This window comes from Rhodococcus cerastii (assembly GCF_033042195.1).
In the GTDB taxonomy this organism is placed as follows: Bacteria; Actinomycetota; Actinomycetes; order Mycobacteriales; family Mycobacteriaceae; genus Rhodococcoides.
In genome coordinates this window covers 869,238-889,870 of sequence record NZ_JAWLKF010000001.1, presented here as the reverse complement: position 1 = coordinate 889,870, position 20,633 = coordinate 869,238, and the positions used below count along the sequence as shown (strand labels likewise).

General features: G+C 65.7%; 16 protein-coding genes. 9 read left to right on the top strand and 7 right to left on the bottom strand.

The annotated features are described in order from the left end of the window. Nucleotides 1-88 precede the first annotated feature (88 nt). The 3 genes from R3P93_RS04005 to R3P93_RS03995 all read left to right on the top strand — a co-directional run bounded on the left by R3P93_RS04005 (nt 89) and on the right by R3P93_RS03995 (nt 3,134). Entirely contained in the window at nt 89-457 is a 369-nt protein-coding gene (locus R3P93_RS04005) for a DUF3099 domain-containing protein (protein WP_068050653.1), read from the top strand. A gap of 33 nt (nt 458-490) precedes the next feature. Next, nucleotides 491-1,984 carry a DUF7782 domain-containing protein gene (locus R3P93_RS04000; RefSeq protein ID WP_317532440.1) on the top strand — a complete coding sequence of 498 codons (1,494 nt, stop codon included), beginning with the start codon at nt 491-493 and terminating at the stop codon, nt 1,982-1,984. Between the two features lie 178 nt (nt 1,985-2,162). Continuing rightward, the gene (locus tag R3P93_RS03995; protein ID WP_032377730.1) at nt 2,163-3,134 is read left to right on the top strand and encodes a sigma-70 family RNA polymerase sigma factor; all 972 of its coding nucleotides are present in this window, start codon (nt 2,163-2,165) and stop codon (nt 3,132-3,134) included. Between the two features lie 127 nt (nt 3,135-3,261). On the opposite strand, the gene R3P93_RS03990 is transcribed toward R3P93_RS03995, so the two are convergent. Together R3P93_RS03990 and R3P93_RS03985 are read right to left on the bottom strand one after the other, a co-directional pair. Then, nucleotides 3,262-5,919 (bottom strand): bifunctional acetate--CoA ligase family protein/GNAT family N-acetyltransferase, encoded by a 2,658-nt coding sequence (locus tag R3P93_RS03990; protein ID WP_094642396.1) that lies wholly within the window; start codon nt 5,917-5,919, stop codon nt 3,262-3,264. A gap of 109 nt (nt 5,920-6,028) precedes the next feature. Continuing rightward, nucleotides 6,029-7,297, bottom strand: coding sequence for an acetoin utilization protein AcuC (locus R3P93_RS03985; RefSeq protein WP_317532438.1), 1,269 nt, complete (start codon nt 7,295-7,297; stop codon nt 6,029-6,031). Between the two features lie 185 nt (nt 7,298-7,482). Between R3P93_RS03985 and R3P93_RS03980 the strand changes: the two genes are divergently transcribed. Together R3P93_RS03980 and galE are read left to right on the top strand one after the other, a co-directional pair. Then, on the top strand, nt 7,483-8,169 hold the full coding sequence (locus R3P93_RS03980) for a metal-dependent transcriptional regulator (protein WP_068050657.1): 687 nt from the start codon (nt 7,483-7,485) through the stop codon (nt 8,167-8,169). Between the two features lie 46 nt (nt 8,170-8,215). After that, nucleotides 8,216-9,196 carry a UDP-glucose 4-epimerase GalE gene (gene galE, locus R3P93_RS03975; RefSeq protein WP_094642029.1) on the top strand — a complete coding sequence of 327 codons (981 nt, stop codon included), beginning with the start codon at nt 8,216-8,218 and terminating at the stop codon, nt 9,194-9,196. Nucleotides 9,197-9,234: 38 nt separating this feature from the next. On the opposite strand, the gene R3P93_RS03970 is transcribed toward galE, so the two are convergent. The 4 genes from R3P93_RS03970 to R3P93_RS03955 all read right to left on the bottom strand — a co-directional run bounded on the left by R3P93_RS03970 (nt 9,235) and on the right by R3P93_RS03955 (nt 13,039). Continuing rightward, a complete protein-coding gene (locus R3P93_RS03970; protein WP_317532437.1) occupies nt 9,235-10,350 on the bottom strand; it encodes a DUF4192 domain-containing protein in 1,116 nt (371 codons plus the stop codon). 151 nt (nt 10,351-10,501) lie between these two features. Further along, entirely contained in the window at nt 10,502-11,212 is a 711-nt protein-coding gene (locus R3P93_RS03965; RefSeq protein WP_317532436.1) for a DUF5642 family protein, read from the bottom strand. A gap of 112 nt (nt 11,213-11,324) precedes the next feature. Next, the gene (locus tag R3P93_RS03960; RefSeq protein ID WP_317532435.1) at nt 11,325-11,957 is read right to left on the bottom strand and encodes an MBL fold metallo-hydrolase; all 633 of its coding nucleotides are present in this window, start codon (nt 11,955-11,957) and stop codon (nt 11,325-11,327) included. After that, nucleotides 11,954-13,039, bottom strand: a complete 1,086-nt coding sequence (locus R3P93_RS03955; RefSeq protein ID WP_068050661.1) for an S-(hydroxymethyl)mycothiol dehydrogenase — start codon at nt 13,037-13,039, stop codon at nt 11,954-11,956. The genes R3P93_RS03960 and R3P93_RS03955 overlap by 4 nt, the downstream gene beginning before the upstream one ends. A gap of 164 nt (nt 13,040-13,203) precedes the next feature. On the opposite strand from R3P93_RS03955, the gene sthA reads away from it, so the two are divergent. The 4 genes from sthA to R3P93_RS03935 all read left to right on the top strand — a co-directional run bounded on the left by sthA (nt 13,204) and on the right by R3P93_RS03935 (nt 19,613). Next, nucleotides 13,204-14,619: a Si-specific NAD(P)(+) transhydrogenase gene (sthA, locus tag R3P93_RS03950; protein ID WP_149405903.1), complete on the top strand. Its 1,416-nt coding sequence runs from the start codon at nt 13,204-13,206 to the stop codon at nt 14,617-14,619. A 199-nt stretch (nt 14,620-14,818) separates the two neighbouring features. Continuing rightward, complete coding sequence (locus tag R3P93_RS03945; RefSeq protein ID WP_149405904.1) at nt 14,819-15,763, top strand: proteasome assembly chaperone family protein; 945 nt, start codon at nt 14,819-14,821, stop codon at nt 15,761-15,763. A gap of 228 nt (nt 15,764-15,991) precedes the next feature. Continuing rightward, nucleotides 15,992-17,032, top strand: a complete 1,041-nt coding sequence (locus tag R3P93_RS03940) for an alpha/beta fold hydrolase (protein WP_037190102.1) — start codon at nt 15,992-15,994, stop codon at nt 17,030-17,032. 64 nt (nt 17,033-17,096) lie between these two features. Continuing rightward, entirely contained in the window at nt 17,097-19,613 is a 2,517-nt protein-coding gene (locus R3P93_RS03935; protein ID WP_317532434.1) for a DEAD/DEAH box helicase, read from the top strand. Here R3P93_RS03935 and R3P93_RS03930 read toward each other — a convergent pair. Then, nucleotides 19,600-20,538 carry a hydrogen peroxide-inducible genes activator gene (locus R3P93_RS03930; protein ID WP_317532433.1) on the bottom strand — a complete coding sequence of 313 codons (939 nt, stop codon included), beginning with the start codon at nt 20,536-20,538 and terminating at the stop codon, nt 19,600-19,602. The genes R3P93_RS03935 and R3P93_RS03930 overlap by 14 nt on opposite strands. Nucleotides 20,539-20,633 lie beyond the last annotated feature (95 nt).

The window sequence follows — 20,633 nt, the reverse complement described above, 5'->3', positions numbered from 1 at the left end:
AGATTAATCCGTGGATCCCCATCGAGGGGTAACCGGTTGCACAAGCTCGTTGCAAGCATTCTGTGAGCAGTAGTGCCACAGTGGAGGTATGACGAGAACCCCAGGGTTCGACGGAAGCGCGTACAGCGACTCGCCGGATGGGCCCGTCCTTATCACCGAGGCGCAGCAGTCGGTCGAGGAGCAGCACAAAGCTCGCGTCCGCAAATACATGTTCATCATGTCGTTCCGCATCCCGGCGTTGGTGTTGGCTGCCATCGCGTACGGGATGTGGATGAACCCGTGGATCTCCATGGCAATAGTCGGAGCGTCCATTCCTCTGCCGTGGATGGCTGTGCTGATCGCCAACGATCGGCCGCCCCGCACCAAGGACGAGATGAGCCGGTACGACTACCGGACCGTCGACAGGCCGCAACTGGAATCGAGCAACCACCGGGTGATCGAAGCGGGCGACGACTGACGCACCGGCTCTCGCCGATGCGACACTTGCGTCGTGACTGCACCGAACTCCACGTCCCCGCTCGTCCTCGCCTGCTCCGATCTTCGTGATGCCTTCGAGCGGGCGGGGTACGACGCCGACGGCGTCCTGACGCTGCTCGGGGACGACGCCCATGCTGCCCTCGGTCGCAGCGAACCGGTGCCGGTGCGCAACGCCAGTCGGGACGGCGGTGCGCTGGGTGTTCTGGTACGCCTGTTCCTGCTCGTCGACGACTGCGCCGAGTCCGACGTCGCCGACGCCATCGCGCCGTTGACGGTCGACGACGCCGTCTCGGCCGGGATCCTGACCCGTTCCGGGTCCACGGTGCGGACGCTGCTCGACATTCGACCGCTCGACGCCGGACACGGAACCCGATGGATCGTCTCCGATCCGGACGGCAGCATGCGCGTCGCGGAGACTGCTCGCGACCACGTGCTCGGCGTCGGCCAGGCCTCGTTGTCGCTGCTGAGGGGAACCCCCACGTCGCCGGTGACCAGTGTTCTCGACGTCGGTACCGGCTGCGGCGTCCAGGCCGTCCACGCCTGCGACTATGCGGCGCAGGTGACCGCAACGGACATCAGTCCGCGGTCGATGGACCTCGCGGCGGCGACGATGGCGCTCAACGGCCTCGACGTCGAGTTTCTGCACGGTTCGTGGTTCGAGCCGGTTACCGGGCGTCGATTCGATCGCATCGTCGCCAACCCGCCGTTCGTCGTCGGCCGCGCCGAAGTGCTGCATTCGTACCGCGATTCCGGCCTCGATCTCGACGGCGCGAGCGCTCTGATGATCGGCCGGGCCCCGGACCATCTGACGCTCGGTGGTACCGCTGCCATCCTGGCCTCGTGGGTGCACGTCCGCGGCGAGGACTGGCGTGCTCGCGTGGCGTCGTGGCTTCCCGCGCACGGGATCGACGCCTGGGTCGTCGAGCGCGACGTCGCCGATCCCGCGCTGTACGTGGGCACGTGGATGCGCGACGGCGGACTCGATCCCCGCGATCCCGACGCGGCCGCGGTGGCACAGTCCTGGCTCGATCACTTCGCTGCCGCCGACGTGGAAGGAATCGGTTTCGGGTTCGTCTATCTCCGCAGTACCGATGCGCCGACCGATCTTCTCGCCGAGGAGCTCACGCACGGCTTCTCCGACCCGCTGGGCAACGAAGCGATCGAGTACTTCGCGCGGCTGGACTGGCTGCGAGAGCACGACATCCTCGACTCGGTGCTGACTCTGGAACCGAACACCGCACTCGAACGCGTCTATCTCCCCGGCGACGAGGGCTGGGCTCCGATAGCGGTGCGAGTCCATCGCGGAAACGGCCCGCAGTGGCAGCACGACGTCGACGAACTCGGTGCGGCTCTGCTCGCCGGGCTGCGACCCGATGGCCTACCGGTCGGTGAACTGGTGGAGTTGCTCGCTGCTGCGCACGACGAGGACGCAGAGGAACTGGCACAGCAAGCGGTGACGATGATGCAGGGGCTCGTCCGGCACGGCCTGGTTCTGCCGGCCCGATGAGTCCCGGACGTCACCCCACGAGAGCGACCGTTCCCGGCGGTTTCACTTCTCAGCAACTTCTCAGGACGAACATGACGTAATCCCTGGTCACGCGGGTATCCACCGGATCGGCGTGGGAACTTATCGGAGTCTCCCGAGCGTTGAACCCTGTGAGACACCACCGACCAGGAGGCAAGTCATGACCAGCCCCAGCACCACGATTCGTCCACGGCCGACCGACGCCGATCTGGACGCCCAGAGCCCAGCAGCCGATCTCGTTCGCGTGTACCTCAACGGAATCGGCCGCACCGCGTTGCTGACGGCTGCCGAGGAAGTAGATCTGGCCAAGAGGATCGAGGCTGGTCTGTACGCGAAGCAGGTTCTCGAGAACACGAAGAGGTTGAGCGCGGTCAAGAAGCGCAACCTCGCCATCATCGTTCGCGACGGCAGCGCCGCCCGCAGCCATCTCCTCGAAGCGAACCTTCGCCTGGTCGTGTCTCTTGCCAAGCGCTACACCGGGCGCGGTATGCCCTTGCTGGACCTGATCCAGGAGGGCAACCTCGGACTCATCCGCGCGATGGAGAAGTTCGACTACGCCAAGGGCTTCAAGTTCTCGACCTACGCGACCTGGTGGATTCGTCAGGCCATCACCCGCGGAATGGCAGATCAGAGCCGCACCATCCGGCTGCCTGTCCACCTGGTCGAACAGGTCAACAAGCTGGCCAGGATCAAGCGTGAGCTGCATCAGCAGCTCGGCCGCGAGGCAACGGACGAGGAGCTGTCGAGCGAATCGGGTATCGCGGTGGAGAAGATCGCCGACCTGCTCGACCACAGCCGCGACCCGGTGAGCCTGGACATGCCGGTGGGCAGCGACGAGGAAGCACCCCTCGGCGACTTCATCGAGGACTCCGAGGCGACGTCCGCGGAGAACGCCGTCATCGCCGGACTGTTGCACAGCGACGTTCGCGTGGTTCTCGGCACTCTCGACGAGCGGGAGCAGCAGGTCATCCGTCTCCGTTACGGCTTGGACGACGGACAGCCCCGCACCCTCGATCAGATCGGCAAGCTCTTCGGGCTCTCCCGTGAGCGTGTCCGTCAGATCGAGCGCGAGGTGATGGTGAAGCTTCGGCAGGGCGACCGCGCCGAGAAGCTGAGGTCCTACGCCAGCTGAACGTCACCACCGACCGGTGGCGCAGCGGTGACCATCCCCGCTCGCGTCACCTCGTGCGGTAGCCGAGTCGACGTCCTCTCCCCCTGGGACGTCGACTCGGCTTCCGCCTTTTCGAAGCCGGTCTCGGTCAGCGCAATCGACGCGGGCCCAGATCGGCCTTGGTCGGTTCCGGACCGATGCGGACGCGAGCATCGGTGATCTGTGCGCCGTCGGCGGACGCCAGAACCGGCTCGCAGGAGATCTCACGAATGTCGGCGATGTCCTCTGCCAGTGCAGATATTCGCTGCACGAGATCGATCAATGCGTTCTTGTTGACGGGCACCGCATTGCGATATCCGGACAGCAGCGGAGCCGCCTTGGGCGCGTCGATCAGCTGCGCGGCCTCGTCCTCGGTCAGCGGAAGTACCCGATAGGCACGGTCGCCCAGCAGGTCCGAGATGACGCCGGCCAGACCGAACGAGATGAGCGATCCGAACGACGGGTCGTCCTGTACGCGTACGACGCAGCCGATTCCCTTGACCGCCATGCGCTGGACGTGCAACAACGGCTCGCCCGAGTCTGCCGCCAGATTGCGATACGCCACCCGCACCGCGGACGCGTCCGCCATGTCCAGTCGCACTCCGCCGAGATCCGGCCGGTGCCGCCACCGTTCACCGGTCGCCTTGACCGCCACCGGGTAGCCGAGTTCGTCTGCCGCTGCGACGGCCTCGTCCTCGTCGGTCACCGTCCGGAAAGCGACGACGTCGAGGCCGTAGCAGCCCAGCAACTCGGCGGTTTCGAAATCGGAGAGCCACCGTCCGTGACTGCCTGCCGAACGCCAGCCCTCGACCAGCTGCTTGGCGCGTTCGGAATCGATGCTCTTGGGGCGGACCAGGTTCGACACCGGTCGCGACCGCCACGCGGAGTAGCGCCACGCGGCGGCGAGGGCAGCAACCGCTCGCTCCGGGCTCGAGTACGAAGGCACCGAACCGCGGATGGGGTATCCACCCGGCCCGCGGACCGCCAGGACGTCCGGAATGCCCTCGGTAGCGAGGAACGTCGAGAGTACGGGCTTGTCGGATCCACGGACGGCGTTGCCGAGCGCGGTCGCGAACGGCTCCACCTCCACCGCCACCGGGGGTACGAACACGACGATGACGGCGTCGATGTCCGACGCGGCCAGTGCCGACGACACCGCCGCGGCGAAATCCTCGGGACCGGCCTGCGGACCGACATCGATCGGGCTGCTCGCATGCAAGCCCTTGGCCCGCGCAGCGTCGACCGCCAACACCCCGAGCGCAGTCGAGTTTCCCACCACGGCAACCCTCGGTCCGACGGGCAGCGGCTGATTTCCGAAAAGCACCGCGCAATCGAAGAGTTCCGAGATGGTGTCGACCTGGATGACTCCGGCCTGAGCGAACAGTGCGCGCACGATCGAGTCGTCGATGTCGGCACCGATCGCGTGTGCGGGCGGCACGGCCCCGCGGCCGCTCTTGACCGCGATGATGGGCTTGCTGCGCGCCACCCGTCGGGCGATCCTGGTGAACTTCCTGGGATTACCGAAGCTCTCGAGGTACAGCAGGATCACCTCGGTGGCCGGGTCCGAATCCCAGTACTGCAATAGATCGTTACCGGACACATCGGCGCGGTTTCCGGCCGAGACGAAGGTCGACAGTCCGAGCCTGCGGTTGGCGGCCTCGTCCAGAATCGCGATGCCGAGGGCACCGGACTGACAGAAGAACCCGACGTTGCCCGGAGTGGGCAGATGCGGAGCCAGAGTGGCGTTCAGACCGAACTCGGGATCGGTGTTCGCCACACCGAGCGCGTTGGGCCCGATCAACCGCATTCCGTGCGCCCTCGCCGCGAGCACCAGCCGTCGCTCGCTCTCCTGCCCCGCAGGTCCGGTCTCGCCGAATCCACCCGAGACCACCAGCAACGCTTTGACGCCCTTGTCGAGGCAGTCGTCGAGTACCGCGTCGATCGCATCGGCCGGTACCGCGGCGATCGCAAGATCGACCGGATCCGGGATGTCGTGCACCGTGGCGTAGGCGCGGACCCCGCGAACCGAACGATGGTCGGCGTTGACGGGATAGACGGGCCCGGTGAAGTTGCCCGCCAGCAGATTCGCGAGAACGGCGTTGCCCACCTTCGAGCTGTCCGTCGACGCTCCGATCACGGCCACCGATCGTGGGCTCAGTACGTTGCGCACACTGCGGGCCTCGGCGGCACGCTCACGGGAATTGCGCACCGACAGCAGAGCTTCGCTGGGGTCGATGGCGAACTCCAGTCGCAGCACACCACCCTCGAAGGACCTGCTGACCTGGTACCCCGCCTCCCGGAAGACGGTGACCATGTTCCGGTTCTCGGCGAGCACCTCGGCGACGAACATGTTCACCCCGTTCTCGGCGGCCGCTCCCGCGAGGTGTTCGAGCAGGATCGGACCCAGCCCGCGGCCCTGGTGCGCGTCGGCGACGACGAAAGCCACCTCGGCGGAGTTGCCGTCCCCCTCGGGCAGTCGCTCGTAGCGGCCGACCGCAATGATGTCGTCACCGAGCACTGCGACGAACGCCACCCGGTCATGGTGATCGACCGTGGTGAAGTTGAGCACGTCACGCTGCGGCATCGTGGGGTACGGGCCGAAATACCGCAGGTATCTCGTCCGCTCGGACAACCGGCCGTGGAATGCGACGATCCGTTCGGAGTCCGACGGGACGATGGGACGCAGGTGCACCACACCGCCGTCGGAGGTCAGGACGTCGGCAACCCAGTGCCGCGGAAAGGATGTTTCCGCTCGCTCCCTGGCCAGGTCCTTGTCGCTCGGTTCCTGGTCGCTCGGTTCCTTGTCACTCGGTTCCTTGTCACTCGGGTCCGACGCCGCAACGGCCGGCTCCTCGTCCGAGGGGCTGTCGGTCGGATCAGTCACGCGGGTCCTCCGGATCGAGTCCGAGCAGTGGAAACACTGCTCGACGGGTGGCGATGATGGCCGAGTCGACGCGTTCGAGCGCCCTGTCGGTGCCGTCGGTCCCGGCCAGAGAGCCCCCGGGTCCGTCCCAGGCGGGATAGTCGACGTCTCCCCCGTCACCCATCGTCTGCGGGAGGTCGACACTCGGTGCCATGGTCCGTACTCGCTCCCGCCACGTGTCCGGCAACGCCGACATCGGGTCGATGTCGCGACCGAGCGCGGCAGCGATCAGGTACGTCCAGGCCCGTGGAACGACGCGTACCAAGCCGTACCCTCCGCCGCCGACGGCCAACCACCGACCCTCGGAATGTTTGTCCGCCAGATCACGCATGGCCAGGAATGCCGCGTTCTGGCCGTCGACGGTCAAGGCCAGGTCCGCGAGGGGATCCTCGCGGTGGCTGTCGACACCGCACTGGCTGACGATGATCTGAGGCGCGAACGCCGCGATCGCACCCGGCACGATCGCGTGGAACGCGCGCAGCCACAACCGATCCGCGGTGCCGGGCAACAATGGAACGTTGATCGAGGTTCCCTCACCGCGTTCGGCTCCCACCTCGGTCGACCATCCGGTGTTCGGCCACAGCGTCGCCGGATGTTGGTGCAAGGAGACGGTGAGCACCCTCGGGTCACCGAGGAATGCCGCTTGAACGCCGTCCCCGTGATGAGCGTCGACGTCGATGTAGGCGATCCGGTCGAACCCGTTGTCCAGCAACCACGAGATGGCGATCGCGGCGTCGTTGTAGACACAGAAGCCGGAGGCCCAGTCGGCCATCGCGTGGTGCATGCCGCCGCCGATGCTCACCGCGCGTCGAGCACGTCCCGACGCGATTTCGCGGGCGGCGGCCAGAGAGCCACCGGCGAGCATTGCGCTCGCCTCGTGCATCTGCGGAAACACCGGGTTGTCGTCGGAACCCAGTCCGTGGACGACGTCGTCCGGATCTCGCAGAGCCGGGCCCTGCGACGGTGCCTGTTTGACGGCCTCGATGTAGGCGCTGGTGTGAAATCGGAGGAGCTCGGAATCCGGCGCGGCAGTGGGCTCGACGAGTTCGACGCCCGCGAGCAGGCCGATGTCCGTGGCGAGTGCCATTGTCAGATCGAGTCGAGTCGGATTCATCGGGTGGTCGTCGCTCCACCGGTAGCCGAGGTAATCCGCGCTCCACACGACGATGTTCTCGGGGCGGTTCGGGATGGACGCGGCGGCGCGTGTCGCCTGATCAGACATACGGACAAAACTACGTTGTCGGACGGGATGGTGTTGCCGGGTTCCGGTGTTGTCCCCACAGTCCCCTTGTGAGAAGCCATGGGAAACGGCGTACGCCGTTGTGGTGCGCCGCGCCCGCTGCGGCTGGGTGCAGCGCTCATTTCGGGGCGCTGACGGTAGGATCGAGCCCGACGAAGGGGTTGAGTGTGAAGGATCTGGTCGACACCACGGAGATGTACCTCCGGACGATCTACGATTTGGAAGAAGAGGGCGTGATTCCGCTCCGCGCGAGAATCGCCGAACGGCTCGAACAGAGTGGTCCCACCGTCAGCCAAACCGTTGCTCGGATGGAGCGAGACGGGCTGTTGTCCGTCGCAGGCGATCGACACCTCGAGCTGACCGAGAAGGGCCGAAGCCTGGCGGTCGCAGTCATGCGCAAACACCGTTTGGCCGAGCGTCTGCTCGTGGACATCATCGGTCTGCGTTGGGAAGACGTGCACGCCGAGGCGTGCCGTTGGGAACACGTGATGAGCGAGGAGGTCGAGCGACGTCTGGTCACCGTCCTGAACAACCCGACCACGTCGCCGTACGGCAACCCGATCCCCGGTCTGGAGGAACTCGGTCTCGGCCAGTCGACTCTGGCACCGGAAGCTCTCATCCGCCTCACGGATGTGCCCGTCGGCCAGCCGACCGCTGTCGTCGTGCGACGCCTCGCCGAGCACGTTCAGTCCGACCCGGAGGTCATCGCTCAGCTTCGCGAAGCAGGCGTGGTCCCCGATGCTCGGGTTACAGTCGAAGCCAAGCCCGGGTCGGTCACGATCACGGTGCCAGGACACAGTGGTGTCGACATATCCGAGGAAATGGCGCACGCCGTCCAGGTGAAGAAGGTCTGACCTCACACCGACGACGGCGTCGGACGCGTGTGAGGGAGAACGAACAGTGAAGCTTCTGGTTACCGGTGGTGCTGGCTACGTCGGCAGCGTCTGCGCGGCTGTGCTCGTCGAGCGCGGTCACGAGGTCGTGGTTGTGGACAACCTGTCCACCGGTAACCGGGACGCCGTGCCCGGTGGTGCCACATTCGTCGAAGGCGACATCAAGGACGTCGCCGCGGACGTACTGATCGGCGGTGGGTTCGACGCAGTCCTGCACTTCGCCGCGCAATCTCTTGTCGGCGAGTCGGTGGTCTCGCCCGACAAGTACTGGAGCGGAAACGTCGTCACCTCGCTGGCGTTGCTCGATGCCATTCGAGCATCCGGTACCGCGAAGCTGGTGTTCTCCTCGACCGCCGCCACGTACGGCGAGCCCGAGAAGACCCCCATCACCGAGGACGCACCCACCCGCCCCACCAATCCTTACGGTGCCACCAAACTCGCGATAGATCACGCGATCACGTCGTACGCCGCGGCCTACGGCCTCGCCGCCACAAGCCTTCGGTACTTCAACGTCGCCGGTGCCTACAACGGTTTCGGAGAGAATCGCGTCGTCGAGACCCACCTGATTCCGCTCGTGCTCCAGGTCGCACTCGGGCAGCGCGAGAAGATCTCGGTGTTCGGCACCGACTGGCCCACTCCGGACGGTACGGCTGTTCGCGACTACATCCACGTTGCCGATCTCGCCGAGGCGCACATACTCGCTGTCGATGCCGCACAACCGGGCGAGCACACCATCTACAACCTCGGCAGCGGCACCGGATTCTCCGTGCACGAGGTCATCTCGTCCTGCGAGCGCGTCACCGGTCTGCCCATCGCCGTCGAACATGCTCCCCGTCGTGCCGGTGACCCTGCCGTCTTGATCGCCTCGAGCTCGCGCGCAGTCGAGGAGCTGAAGTGGACGCCGGAGCTGACCGATCTCGATCGGATCGTGGCCGATGCGTGGACATTCCTGCAACAGCTCGGCGATCGGTCGCACGCGGCGCGCTGACCCACTCGTCTGCCGATCATCGATGTGCTCGACTGCTGTCACCGTCGCCCGAAGGGGTCGCCGGGGAGCCGAACTCCGCAGGCGCGAGCACACGCGAAGCCGCTCTCGGCCACTTCCCGAACGAGCTCGGGACCTGCGCCGGCGCTGAGCGACCGGTCCAACAGTCGCGCCAGCGAGTAGTTCTCGTCGGCTTCCAGTGCCGCATCGATCGCGATGCGGGCCATCGGTCCGTCTCCGCGGACGTACGCGCTGAAGGCCAGAAGTGTTGCGGCAATGGCTCGTTCGGCCTTCGGCAGGACGCGGGACATCCTCGCCCAGAACTCTTCGACGAATCCCGCGTCGTCACCGAGAGTCAGGGCCAGCAGTGCGTCACGCACCTGGACATGACCGATCGCGAGTGCGATCCGAGCGATGTCGGTCGGATCCAATTCGGTGTCGTACGGCGCTCGCGCGACGTACGGCAGCACCGACGTCAGCTCGTCGTTACGAGATCGAACCCCGTCCCGTCGTTGTCGCGCGATCTCGGCGGCAACGGCCCGCACGGTCGCGTCGGGGCCCGGCGCGATGGTCTCGGCCAGCTCGGACCTGGATCGGCGGACGGAGTAGCCGTCGAGCACGCGGGCCACGGTCATCGGCGACGCCGACGGATCGGACATCAGGCCGTGCCGCTGTGGTCCGCGCAACGTCCACCAGTCGGCGGATTCCGCGATCTCCGACGCCGCAAGGGCCTCACCGAGCTGCACTCCGAACGATGCGAGTGTGGCGTCGAGTTCGGTCACCAACGCTTCCACGTCGAGAAGATGCGGTGTCCGGACGGTTCGATCGAGCCTGTCGTCGACGAACACCGCCATGACCGCGGGAATGTTCTCCATCGCGCAGTAGCCGGCCAGGTAGGCGATGACGTCGAGCATCTCCGGGGTCGCGCGGGTGTGACTGCCCGCGCGCCGATCGATGTGATCGCCGGCCAGGACGAGGTCGTGACGCATCGTGGGTCCTACGCTCGCACCGCCGTCCTTGACCGCGATGAGCACCATCGACCGGTGCGGGTGGAACCCGAGCATGGCCGGTACCGCTGTGATCAGGTCGCTCGGGTGACCGAGCCGTACGCGATGGCGGGAGTCGAAGTTGCCGTGAGAGTTCGTCGGTGTGTACATATCGGAGAATCCTGGCCGGGGTCCCGACGATCGAAAAAGTCTCGACCTGGGCTTTCGCACTGCCCTGTGGAGAACTGCCGCGCTGTGGATGAATCGCGACGCCGGCGCTGTGTCCGACCGATTCGTGTCGGTGTCGTCTGCTAGTGCTGCGTCAGCTCTGGCCGACCTTCTGGACTGCCGCGGTGAACAGCTCGTCGAGGGTCATCGCATCGGGCGTGCCCGAGCCGAACGACATGAACGTGGCCGACACTCGCACTCCGTCGACCTGGGCCATCAGAGTCAGCATCGACTGGGTGACGGCGTCGCCGCCTGCTCCCGATGCGACGGTCTGCCGGACGGCCAATGTGTCGTCCGCATCGATGGGCGGTGCAGGCGTCAGAGTGGAGGTCACCGTCGAGGTCGCGCCGGACTTGGTTGCGGTCACCTCGCCGCACTGTTCGAGCTGCTCCTTGCGCGCCGAGAGCGGTTCGTCCACCGCGGTCAACTCGATCGAGATGGTGGACCGGCTGTCGTTGTCGGTGCCGACGATCATGGCCGTGCCCGTCGGGCCGAAATCCTGGTCGGCGGGCTTGCATCCCGCCGGGCTGACCTCGGCACCGGCAGGAATTCCGCTGAGATCGGGTGCGGCTTGCGAGATCGCCTGCTGGGGCAGCACCAGGGCGTCGTACGGTGCCGGGAAGCTGGACGGATCGATCAGCAGCGTGTTCAGATCCACGCCGGACTGCGGCGACGAGGTGGTGGCACCCGCACTGGGCTCGGGAGAGCCGGTGACGGTCGAGCTGCAGCCGACCAGCACGAGAGCTGCGCTCGCCGCCGAGGTCACGGCGATGGACAGGCGGGTTCTGCGTGCGGCGGGGCTCACAAGACGTCCTCTTCGGATCGATGGGACGCCGAAGCACACGCTCCGGCGTCCCACCACTGTCTCATTCCGACCACCTCGAACGCGGCAGGCGACCTACCGCAGTGTCGCGAATTCAGCTGCCGCGGGCGATCCACTCCTCGAGGTGCGGTGCTTCGTCGCCGATGCGTGTGCCGTCACCGTGGCCGGTGTTGACTCGGGTGTCGACAGGCAGGGCGAAGAGCCGATCGCGGATGGACCCGATGATGGTCGGGAAATCCGAGTACGACCGTCCGGTGGCACCCGGGCCGCCGGAGAAGAGGGTGTCGCCGCTGAACAACTCCCCCGCTTCCGGCAGGTACAGGCACGTCGACCCGGGTGAGTGCCCGGGTGTGTGCAGCGCCAGGATGTCGGTTCCGGCCACGGTGATGCGCTGACCGTCCTCGAGGGTCGAATGCCCGACGCCCGGGTGCGTCTGTTCCCACAGCATGTCGTCGGCGGGGTGCAGCAGAATCGGCGCGTCCAAGGTCTCGGCCAGTTCCGGTGCCACGGTCACGTGGTCGTTGTGGCCGTGGGTGCAGATGACGGCCTTGACCGTCCTGCCGGCAACCGCGTCGACGATCGGGGCCGCGGTGTGCGCTGCGTCGACGATCACCACCTCGTCGTCGTCGCCGATCAGCCAGATGTTGTTGTCGACGTCCCAGGTGCCACCGTCGAGACTGAACGTTCCCGAGGTGACGACGTTCTGGACGCGGAACTTCCCGCTCACAGGACCACCACCGAACGCAGGACGGTGCCCTGATGCATCTTCTCGAAGGCGGCTTCGACGTCGTCGATGGTGATGCGTTCGGTGACGAACTTCTCGAGCGGCAGACGGCCCTGCTGATACAGATCGACCAACTGCGGGAAGTCGCGCTCGGGCAGGCAGTCTCCGTACCAGGATGACTTGAGCGATCCGCCGCGGGAGAAGAAGTCGATCAGCGGCATCTCGAGGGTCATCTCGGGTGTCGGCACGCCGACGAGCACCACGGTTCCGGCGAGGTCGCGGGCGTAGAACGCCTGCTTCCAGGTCTCCGGGCGACCGACGGCGTCGATGACCACGTCGGCACCGAAGCCTCCGGTGAGCTCCTGGACTGCTTCGACGGCGTCGACCACCGACGAGTCGACGGTATGGGTGGCTCCGAGGCCGAGTGCCCATTCGAGCTTGCCCGGGTCACGATCGACCGCGATGATCGTCGACGCGCCGGCCAGGCGTGCTCCGGCGATCGCGGCATCGCCCACACCGCCGCAGCCGATCACGGCCACCGAATCTCCGCGCGAGACGTTGCCGGTGTTCATCGCCGCTCCCAGACCGGCCATCACGCCACAGCCGAGCAGTCCGACCACGGCGGGATCGGCGTCTGCGGCGACTTTGGTGCACTGGCCCTCGTGGACCAGGGTCTTCTCGGCGAATGCGCCGATGCCCAGCGCCGGGGTCAACTCGGTACCGTCCTCGAGGGTCATCTTCTGTGCTGCGTTGTGGGTGTCGAAGCAGTACCACGGAGTGCCGCGCTTGCAGGCTCGACATTCGCCGCACACGGCGCGCCAGTTCAGTACGACGAAGTCTCCGACCTCGACGTGCTCGACGCGGTCGCCGATGGTCTCGACGATTCCGGCCGCCTCGTGTCCGAGCAGAAACGGGAATTCGTCGTTGATGCCGCCTTCGCGGTAGTGCAGGTCGGTGTGACACACCCCGCAGGCCTGGATCTTCACGACGACCTCGTTGGGCCCGGGATCGGGGATGGTGATCGTCTCGATGGAGACGGGCTCGCCCTTGCTCTTGGCGACGACGGCGCGGACCTGCTGCGGCATGTGTTCCTCCACTGAAAATCGGGTGTTTCGTGCTCTGTTCAGCCTCGCACAACGCATCAGCACGTGGCGACATCTGCATGGGTTCGACGCACCGAATCATGGAGTTCACAAGGTTGTGACCGGGTGGGCACGCAGTCTTTGCGTGCGAGCGGTAACTATGACGAATGTCTGAACCCATGCAGTACGACCTGGTGGTCATCGGCTCCGGCCCCGGTGGCCAGAAGGCGGCCATTGCGGCTGCGAAGCTCGGCAAGCGGGTGGCGATCGTGGAGAAGGGCCACATGCTCGGCGGGGTCTGCGTCAACACCGGGACCATTCCGTCCAAGACGCTGCGCGAGGCCGTTCTGTATCTCACGGGCATGAATCAACGGGAGCTGTACGGGGCGAGTTACCGAGTGAAGGCCGATATCACTCCTGCCGATCTGTTGGCCCGAACCCAGCACGTGATCGGCAAGGAGATCGAGGTGGTGCGTTCGCAGCTGCTCCGGAACCGCATCGAGTTGATCACCGGCGTCGGCAAGTTTCTCGACGCGCACACCATCGTCGTGGAGGACGAGACGCGGGGTGAGCGCATCACTGTCGCGGCCGCCAACGTGGTGATCGCCACCGGCACCGCTCCTGCCCGTCCGGCCGACGTCGCGTTCGACGACTATCGAGTGCTCGACTCGGACGGAATCCTCAATCTCGAGTTCATTCCGGCGTCGATGGTCGTCGTCGGGGCCGGCGTCATCGGAATCGAGTACGCGTCGATGTTCGCTGCCCTGGGAACGAAGGTCACCGTCGTCGAGAAACGGGATTCGATGCTCGACTTCTGCGATCGAGAGATCATCGAGTCGTTGCAGTTCCACCTCCGCGATCTCGCGGTGACGTTCCGATTCGGCGAGGCGGTGACCGCGGTCGACGTCGGGCCGAACGGGACCGTGACCACGCTGGCGAGCGGCAAGCGCATCCCGGCCGAAACGGTGATGTACTCGGCCGGTCGGCAGGGCCTGACCACGGCGCTGGATCTCGAGAACGCAGGTCTCGAGGCGGACGCCAGGGGTCGGATCTTCGTCGACGAGCATTTCCAGACCAAGGTCGATCACATCTATGCCGTCGGCGATGTCATCGGGTTCCCGGCATTGGCTGCGACGTCGATGGATCAGGGCAGGTTGGCCGCGTATCACGCGTTCGGCGAGTCCGATGCGAAGTTGACCGACGTTCAGCCCATCGGCATCTACTCCATCCCCGAAGTCTCGTACGTCGGAGCCACCGAGGTCGACCTGACGAAGGGATCTATCCCCTACGAGGTCGGGGTATCGCGGTACCGCGAACTCGCCAGAGGTCAGATCGCCGGCGACTCGTACGGGATGTTGAAGTTGCTCGTCTCCACCGAGGATCGGTCGATTCTGGGCGTGCACATCTTCGGTTCGGGTGCGACGGATCTGGTGCACATCGGGCAGGCGGTGATGGGGTGCGGCGGCACCGTCGACTATCTCGTCGATGCCGTGTTCAATTACCCGACGCTGTCCGAGGCGTACAAGGTCGCCGCCCTCGACGTCACCAACAAGATTCGCGCGCTGGCCAACTTCGACCGCTGATCGTCTCGAGTCACCGAGAGCCCCTCGGCGCAGGATGGGCGACCGTCCGGGAATGAACGGCGGGCAACCGGTTGTTCTTGTCGGTAGTGATTCGCCACGTTCGACGTCGGCGCGTACACGGCGCGAGCCGAGGGTCGGCGTATTCTGGCTCGAATCTCGTGTCGAGGTACCGACGAGTCGATCCGAAAGGGGCCAGGCCATGACCGAACAGTCGAAGATGTACGAGCTGGAGTTTCCGGCACCGCAAATCTTCTCCAACGACGGCGTCGGACCCGTCCTGGTGCACGGCCTGGAGGGTTTCTCCGACGCGGGTCACGCGGTGAAGTTGGCCACCACCCACCTGCGCGAGAGTCTGGAGTCGGAGCTGGTCGCGTCGTTCGACGTCGACGAGTTGATCGACTACCGGTCCCGGCGGCCGACGATGACGTTCAAGTCCGATCATTTCTCGGACTACGACGCTCCCGAGCTGAACCTCTATGCCGTCAAGGACAAGTCGGGGACTCCGTTCCTGCTGCTCGCCGGTATGGAACCGGATTTGCGATGGGAGAAGTTCACCACCGCTGTCAGGCTCCTCGCCGAACAGCTCGGTGTGCGCCGCACCATCGGTCTCGGCTCGATCCCGATGGCCATTCCGCACACCCGGCCACTCGGTGTGACGGCTCACGCCAGCGACAAGGAGCTGGTCAAGGAGGGCAACAGCTGGGCAGGTGATCTGCAGGTGCCGGGCAGCGCCTCGTCCCTGCTCGAGCTTCGGATGGCGCAGCACGGTCACGAGTCCATGGGCTTCTCTGTGCACGTCCCGCACTACCTCGCACAGACGGACTACCCCGGTGCGGCCGAGACGTTGCTCGAGAACGTCGGTGAGGCCGCCGACCTGGATCTGCCGCTTGCCGCCCTGGGTGAGGCCGCGGCGCGAGTTCGGGAACAGGTGAACGAGCACATCACCGGGAACGAAGAGGTCCAATCGGTGGTGCAGGCGCTGGAGCGTCAGTACGACACGTATGTCGCCGCGCAGGAGCAGCAGTCGACGTTGTTGGCCAGTGACGAGCCACTGCCGAGCGGCGACGAACTCGGGGCCGAGTTCGAGCGCTTCCTGGCCGAGCAGGCAAATCTCGACGAGGGTGAGGGCAACACCGAGCAGTGACAGTGTGAGTGGTCACAGAAGATGATCGATTCGGCGGGCATATAGGACAGTCCGGGCCGATCGAAACATACCTGTAACCGCAAATACGCTCGATGTTCTGCCCCGAGCGTCATCTCGTGCGAGAGTCGTAGCAACACGTACTCCGGTACGTACGTCCACACACTCGTGCACGGCGTCGCCGTTCTGTGCCGCATCGCGCGGTGCACCAGGGAATTTCAGGAGGCGCAGATGAGCACCAATCCGCGCAGTCGCAAGCTCCGTCCGGTTCCCGACGAAGAACCACGGCTGATCTTCCGGACCATTCACGGATACCGGCGGGCATTCCGCATGGCCGGCGAAGGTCCGGTGCTGCTGTTGATCCACGGTATCGGTGACAACTCCGAGACGTGGAACGAAGTCATCCCGCACCTCGCGAAGAACTACACCGTCATCGCTCCGGATCTGCTCGGTCACGGTCGCTCGGACAAGCCGCGTGCGGATTACTCCGTCGCCGCGTACGCCAACGGCATGCGCGATTTGCTCTCGGTGCTGGGCATCGAGCACGTCACCGTCGTCGGGCACTCACTGGGCGGCGGCGTCGCCATGCAGTTCGCGTACCAGTTCCCGGGCATGGTCGACAGGTTGGCTCTGGTGTCCTCCGGCGGCGTCACCAAGGACGTACATCCCATTCTTCGACTGGCGTCCATGCCGTTTCTGAGCGAGGCCGTCAAACTGCTCCGCCTGCCCGGCGCGATCCCGGCGGTGAAGCTGGCGGGCGGCCTGCTGAGCAAACTGCACAGCTCTCCCCTGCGACCCGGATCGCTCCTGCACGACACTCCGGATCTGATCCGCGTGCTGAGCGAGCTCCCGGCCCCGACGACGTACGAGGCGTATCTGCGGACCCTGCGCGCCGTCGTGGACTGGCGCGGCCAGGTGGTCACGATGCTGGACCGCTGTTATCTCACCGAGAACCTTCCCGTTCTGCTCGTGTGGGGTGATCAGGACTCGGTGATTCCGGTCAGTCATGCGCGCCTCGCGCACTCGGCCATGCCCGGTTCCACGTTGGAGGTGTTCGAGAATTCCGGACACTTCCCGTTCCGGGACGATCCGATGCGCTTTTTGCAGGTCGTCGAGGACTTCATCGATTCCACCCCGTCGCTGACTTTCGACGAGGTGCGGTGGCGCAACCTGCTCATCACCGGTGTCGGTGAGGACATGATCACCGGAAGCGCCAGCACTCGGATGGCCGTTCTCGGTGCGATGGGTTCCGACGAGCGCAGCGCGACCTGAGGCGTCGCGACGGCCGCTCGGTGTCGATGCGGGTTCGGCCGTCGATCCCACATAGCCTGTAGAGGTGCTTCTCACCGAACTGATTCCCGATGCCGCCGCCGCTCGGTCCGACGGCGTCGACCCGGACGTCCTGTTCGACACGTTCACCACCTGGACTGCCGATCGCGGTCTGACCCTGTATCCCGCGCAGGAGGAAGCTCTCATCGAGCTGGTCTCCGGCTCCAACGTCATCCTGGCGACGCCGACCGGATCGGGTAAGTCGATGGTGGCCATCGGAGCCCACTACGCCGCGATGGCCGCAGGCGTTCGGAGTTTCTACACTGCGCCGATCAAGGCACTCGTCAGCGAGAAGTTCTTCGCCCTGTGCGAGATCTTCGGCGCTCAGAACGTCGGCATGATGACCGGCGACGCGTCGGTCAATTCCGGTGCTCCGATCATCTGCGCCACCGCCGAGATCGTCGCGAACCTCGCTCTGCGCCAGGGTGCCGACTCCGACATCGGGCAGGTGATCATGGACGAGTTCCACTACTACTCCGAGCCCGATCGGGGGTGGGCCTGGCAGGTTCCGTTGATCGAGCTGCCGAACGCTCAGTTTTTGTTGATGTCGGCGACTCTCGGCGACGTCTCGTTCTTCCGGGACGATCTGACCCGACGCACCGGACGCACGACCACCGTGGTCTCGGGCACCGAGCGTCCGGTTCCCTTGATGTTCTCCTACGTCACCACCCCGATCAGCGAAACCATCGAAGAGTTGGTGCAGACGCACCTCGCGCCGGTCTACGTCGTGCACTTCACCCAGGCTTCGGCACTCGAACGCGCTCAGGCATTGACGAGCGTGAACGTTGCGTCCAAGCAGGAGAAGGCCGAGATAGCCGAGGCCATCGGTGCCTTCCGCTTCACCACCGGGTTCGGCAAGACGCTGTCGAGGTTGGTTCGGCACGGCATCGGGGTGCATCACGCAGGCATGCTGCCCAAGTATCGACGGTTGGTCGAGAAGTTGGCGCAGGACGGGCTGCTCAAGGTGATCTGCGGAACGGACACCCTCGGTGTGGGCATCAACGTCCCCATTCGCACCGTGTTGTTCACCGGACTGACCAAGTACGACGGCGTCCGCACCCGCAAGCTCCGAGCCCGCGAGTTCCATCAGATCGCGGGCCGCGCGGGGCGAGCCGGATACGACACCCTCGGCACCGTCGTGGTCGAGGCCCCCGAGCACGACATCGAGAACGCCCGTCTGGTGGCCAAGGCCGGCGACGATCCGAAGAAGCTCAAACGCGTACAGCGCAAGAAGGCACCCGACGGTTTCGTCTCGTGGGGCGAGCCGACGTTCGAACGGATCATCACAGCAAGTCCTGAGCCGCTCACCTCACGGTTCTCGGTGAGCAACGCCATGCTGCTCAATGTCATTGCCCGGCCGGGCAATTGCTTCCATGCCATGCGTCACCTGCTCGAGGACAATCACGAGACCCGGCCCGCTCAGCGCAAGCACATTCTGCGGGCACTCTCGCTCTACCGCGGTCTGGTCGATGCGGGCATCGTCGAACAACTCGACGAGCCGGATGCCGACGGTCGACACGCTCGACTGACCGTGGACCTGCAGCCGGACTTCGCGCTCAATCAGCCGCTGTCGACGTTCGCGGTCGCGTCGTTCGATCTGCTCGACGCCGAATCACCGACCCATGCCCTCGACGTCGTCTCGATCATCGAATCGACCCTCGACGATCCGCGTCAGATCCTGATGGCCCAGCAGCACGCGGCGCGCGGCGAAGCGGTCTCGCAGATGAAGGCCGACGGAATCGAGTACGACGAGCGAATGGAACTGCTCGAGGAGGTCACGTGGCCGAAACCTCTTGCAGAGCTGCTCGTTCCGGCATTCGAGATCTATCGCGGCACGCATCCGTGGCTCTCCGAGGTCGGCCTGTCCCCCAAGTCCGTGGTACGCGACATGGTCGAGCGCGCGATGACGTTCGCAGAATTGATCAGCCATTACGGTCTGATGCGGTCCGAGGGACTCGTCCTCCGCTATCTCGCCGACGCCTATCGCACACTGCGCCAGACGGTTCCGCCGGAGTCTCGAACCGAAGAGGTACAGGACATCACCGAGTGGCTGGGTGAACTCGTGCGGCAGGTGGATTCGAGCTTGCTCGACGAATGGGAGAACCTGACGGACCCGGGTGCCGAGCCGGAGGCGCTCGTCGAGGCGTACGGATCCGATGTGCCGCGTCCGATCTCGGCCAACCCGCGGGCCTTCCGAATTCTCGCGCGCAATGCGATCTTCCGCCGAGTCGATCTGGCGGCGCGCCGACAGTGGAACGCCCTCGACGACCTCGACGACGGCCCGGACTGGGAGACGGAACTGGAACCGTTCTTCGCCGAGTACGGCTCGATCGGAACCGGACCATCGGCCCGCGGCCCAGCGCTGTTCACGCTGAACGTCGGTGCGGAGTCCACCACGGTGCGTCAGGTGTTGGAGGATCCCGACGGTGACCACGGCTGGTCGCTCGACGCCGTCGTCGATGTGCCGGAGTCCGATGCGGCGGGCGAGATCGTGTTCGACGAGATCGTGATCACGCCCGGCTGAGTCCACGTGCGTTGTCGGCGAGGACCTCTGCGGCGAGAAGACTTGCGAGCGCACTGTATTCGGCGGCGCGCGCACTCGAAGCTCGGTGAACGAGACCGATGGTGCGGCCGGGAGCAGGGTGGGCGAACTCTGCGGTGGACAAGCCCGCACGAGCGACCTCGACCTCGACGGCGCTGCGCGGCAGCAGCGTCAGGCCGAGCCCTCCTGCAACGCACTGCACCACCGTGGTCAGCGACGTCGCCCGGGTATCGCTCGCATCGGGTGCGGTGTCGACCGAGCGACACAGATCCAGGGTCTGCTCGCGCAGGCAGTGCCCCTCGTCGAGGAGGAGCAGAGGGAGACCGCGGAGGTCGGCGACCGTCAGATCCCGACGCCCCGCGAGAGGGTGCTCGGCAGGGAGCGCGAGCACGAAATCCTCGGTGTACATGGCTGTTTCGATCAAACCCGGATCGGCGAGGGGCAGCGCGAGAACGGCGACGTCGAGTGCACCGGACCGGAGTCCGTCGAGCAGTCGAGCGGTGTGATCCTCCACTATTCTCGGTACGAGGTCGGGGTACTCGACGCGCACGGCCGGGAGCACTGCGGGCAGCACGTAGGGTGCCACGGTGGGAATGATCCCGAGCCGCATACCACCGGTCAGCCGACCGCCCAATCCTGCTGCGTTAGCGACCAATCCGTCCACGGCGTCGAGTGCCGCAGTCGCCCGACCGAGTAACTGACCGCCGGCCGACGTCAGCAAGACCCTGCGGGTGCTGCGCTCGATCAACTGCACCCCCAGCCCCTGCTCCAGCGTGGCGAGAGCTTGCGACAGAGACGGCTGAGTGATGTTCAGTTGCGTTGCTGCACTGCCGAAATGGCGATGACGGGCAATTGCGACGAAGGCACGCAGATGCGACAGGGTCGGCTGATAGCTTCGATCGGTCACGCCTATCAGTGTAGTGCCACTCATCACGTTTACCTTTCACCACATTTTTGGCACACTCGTACCGGTCGGCCGGGCTCGTACGGCTGCATTCACGC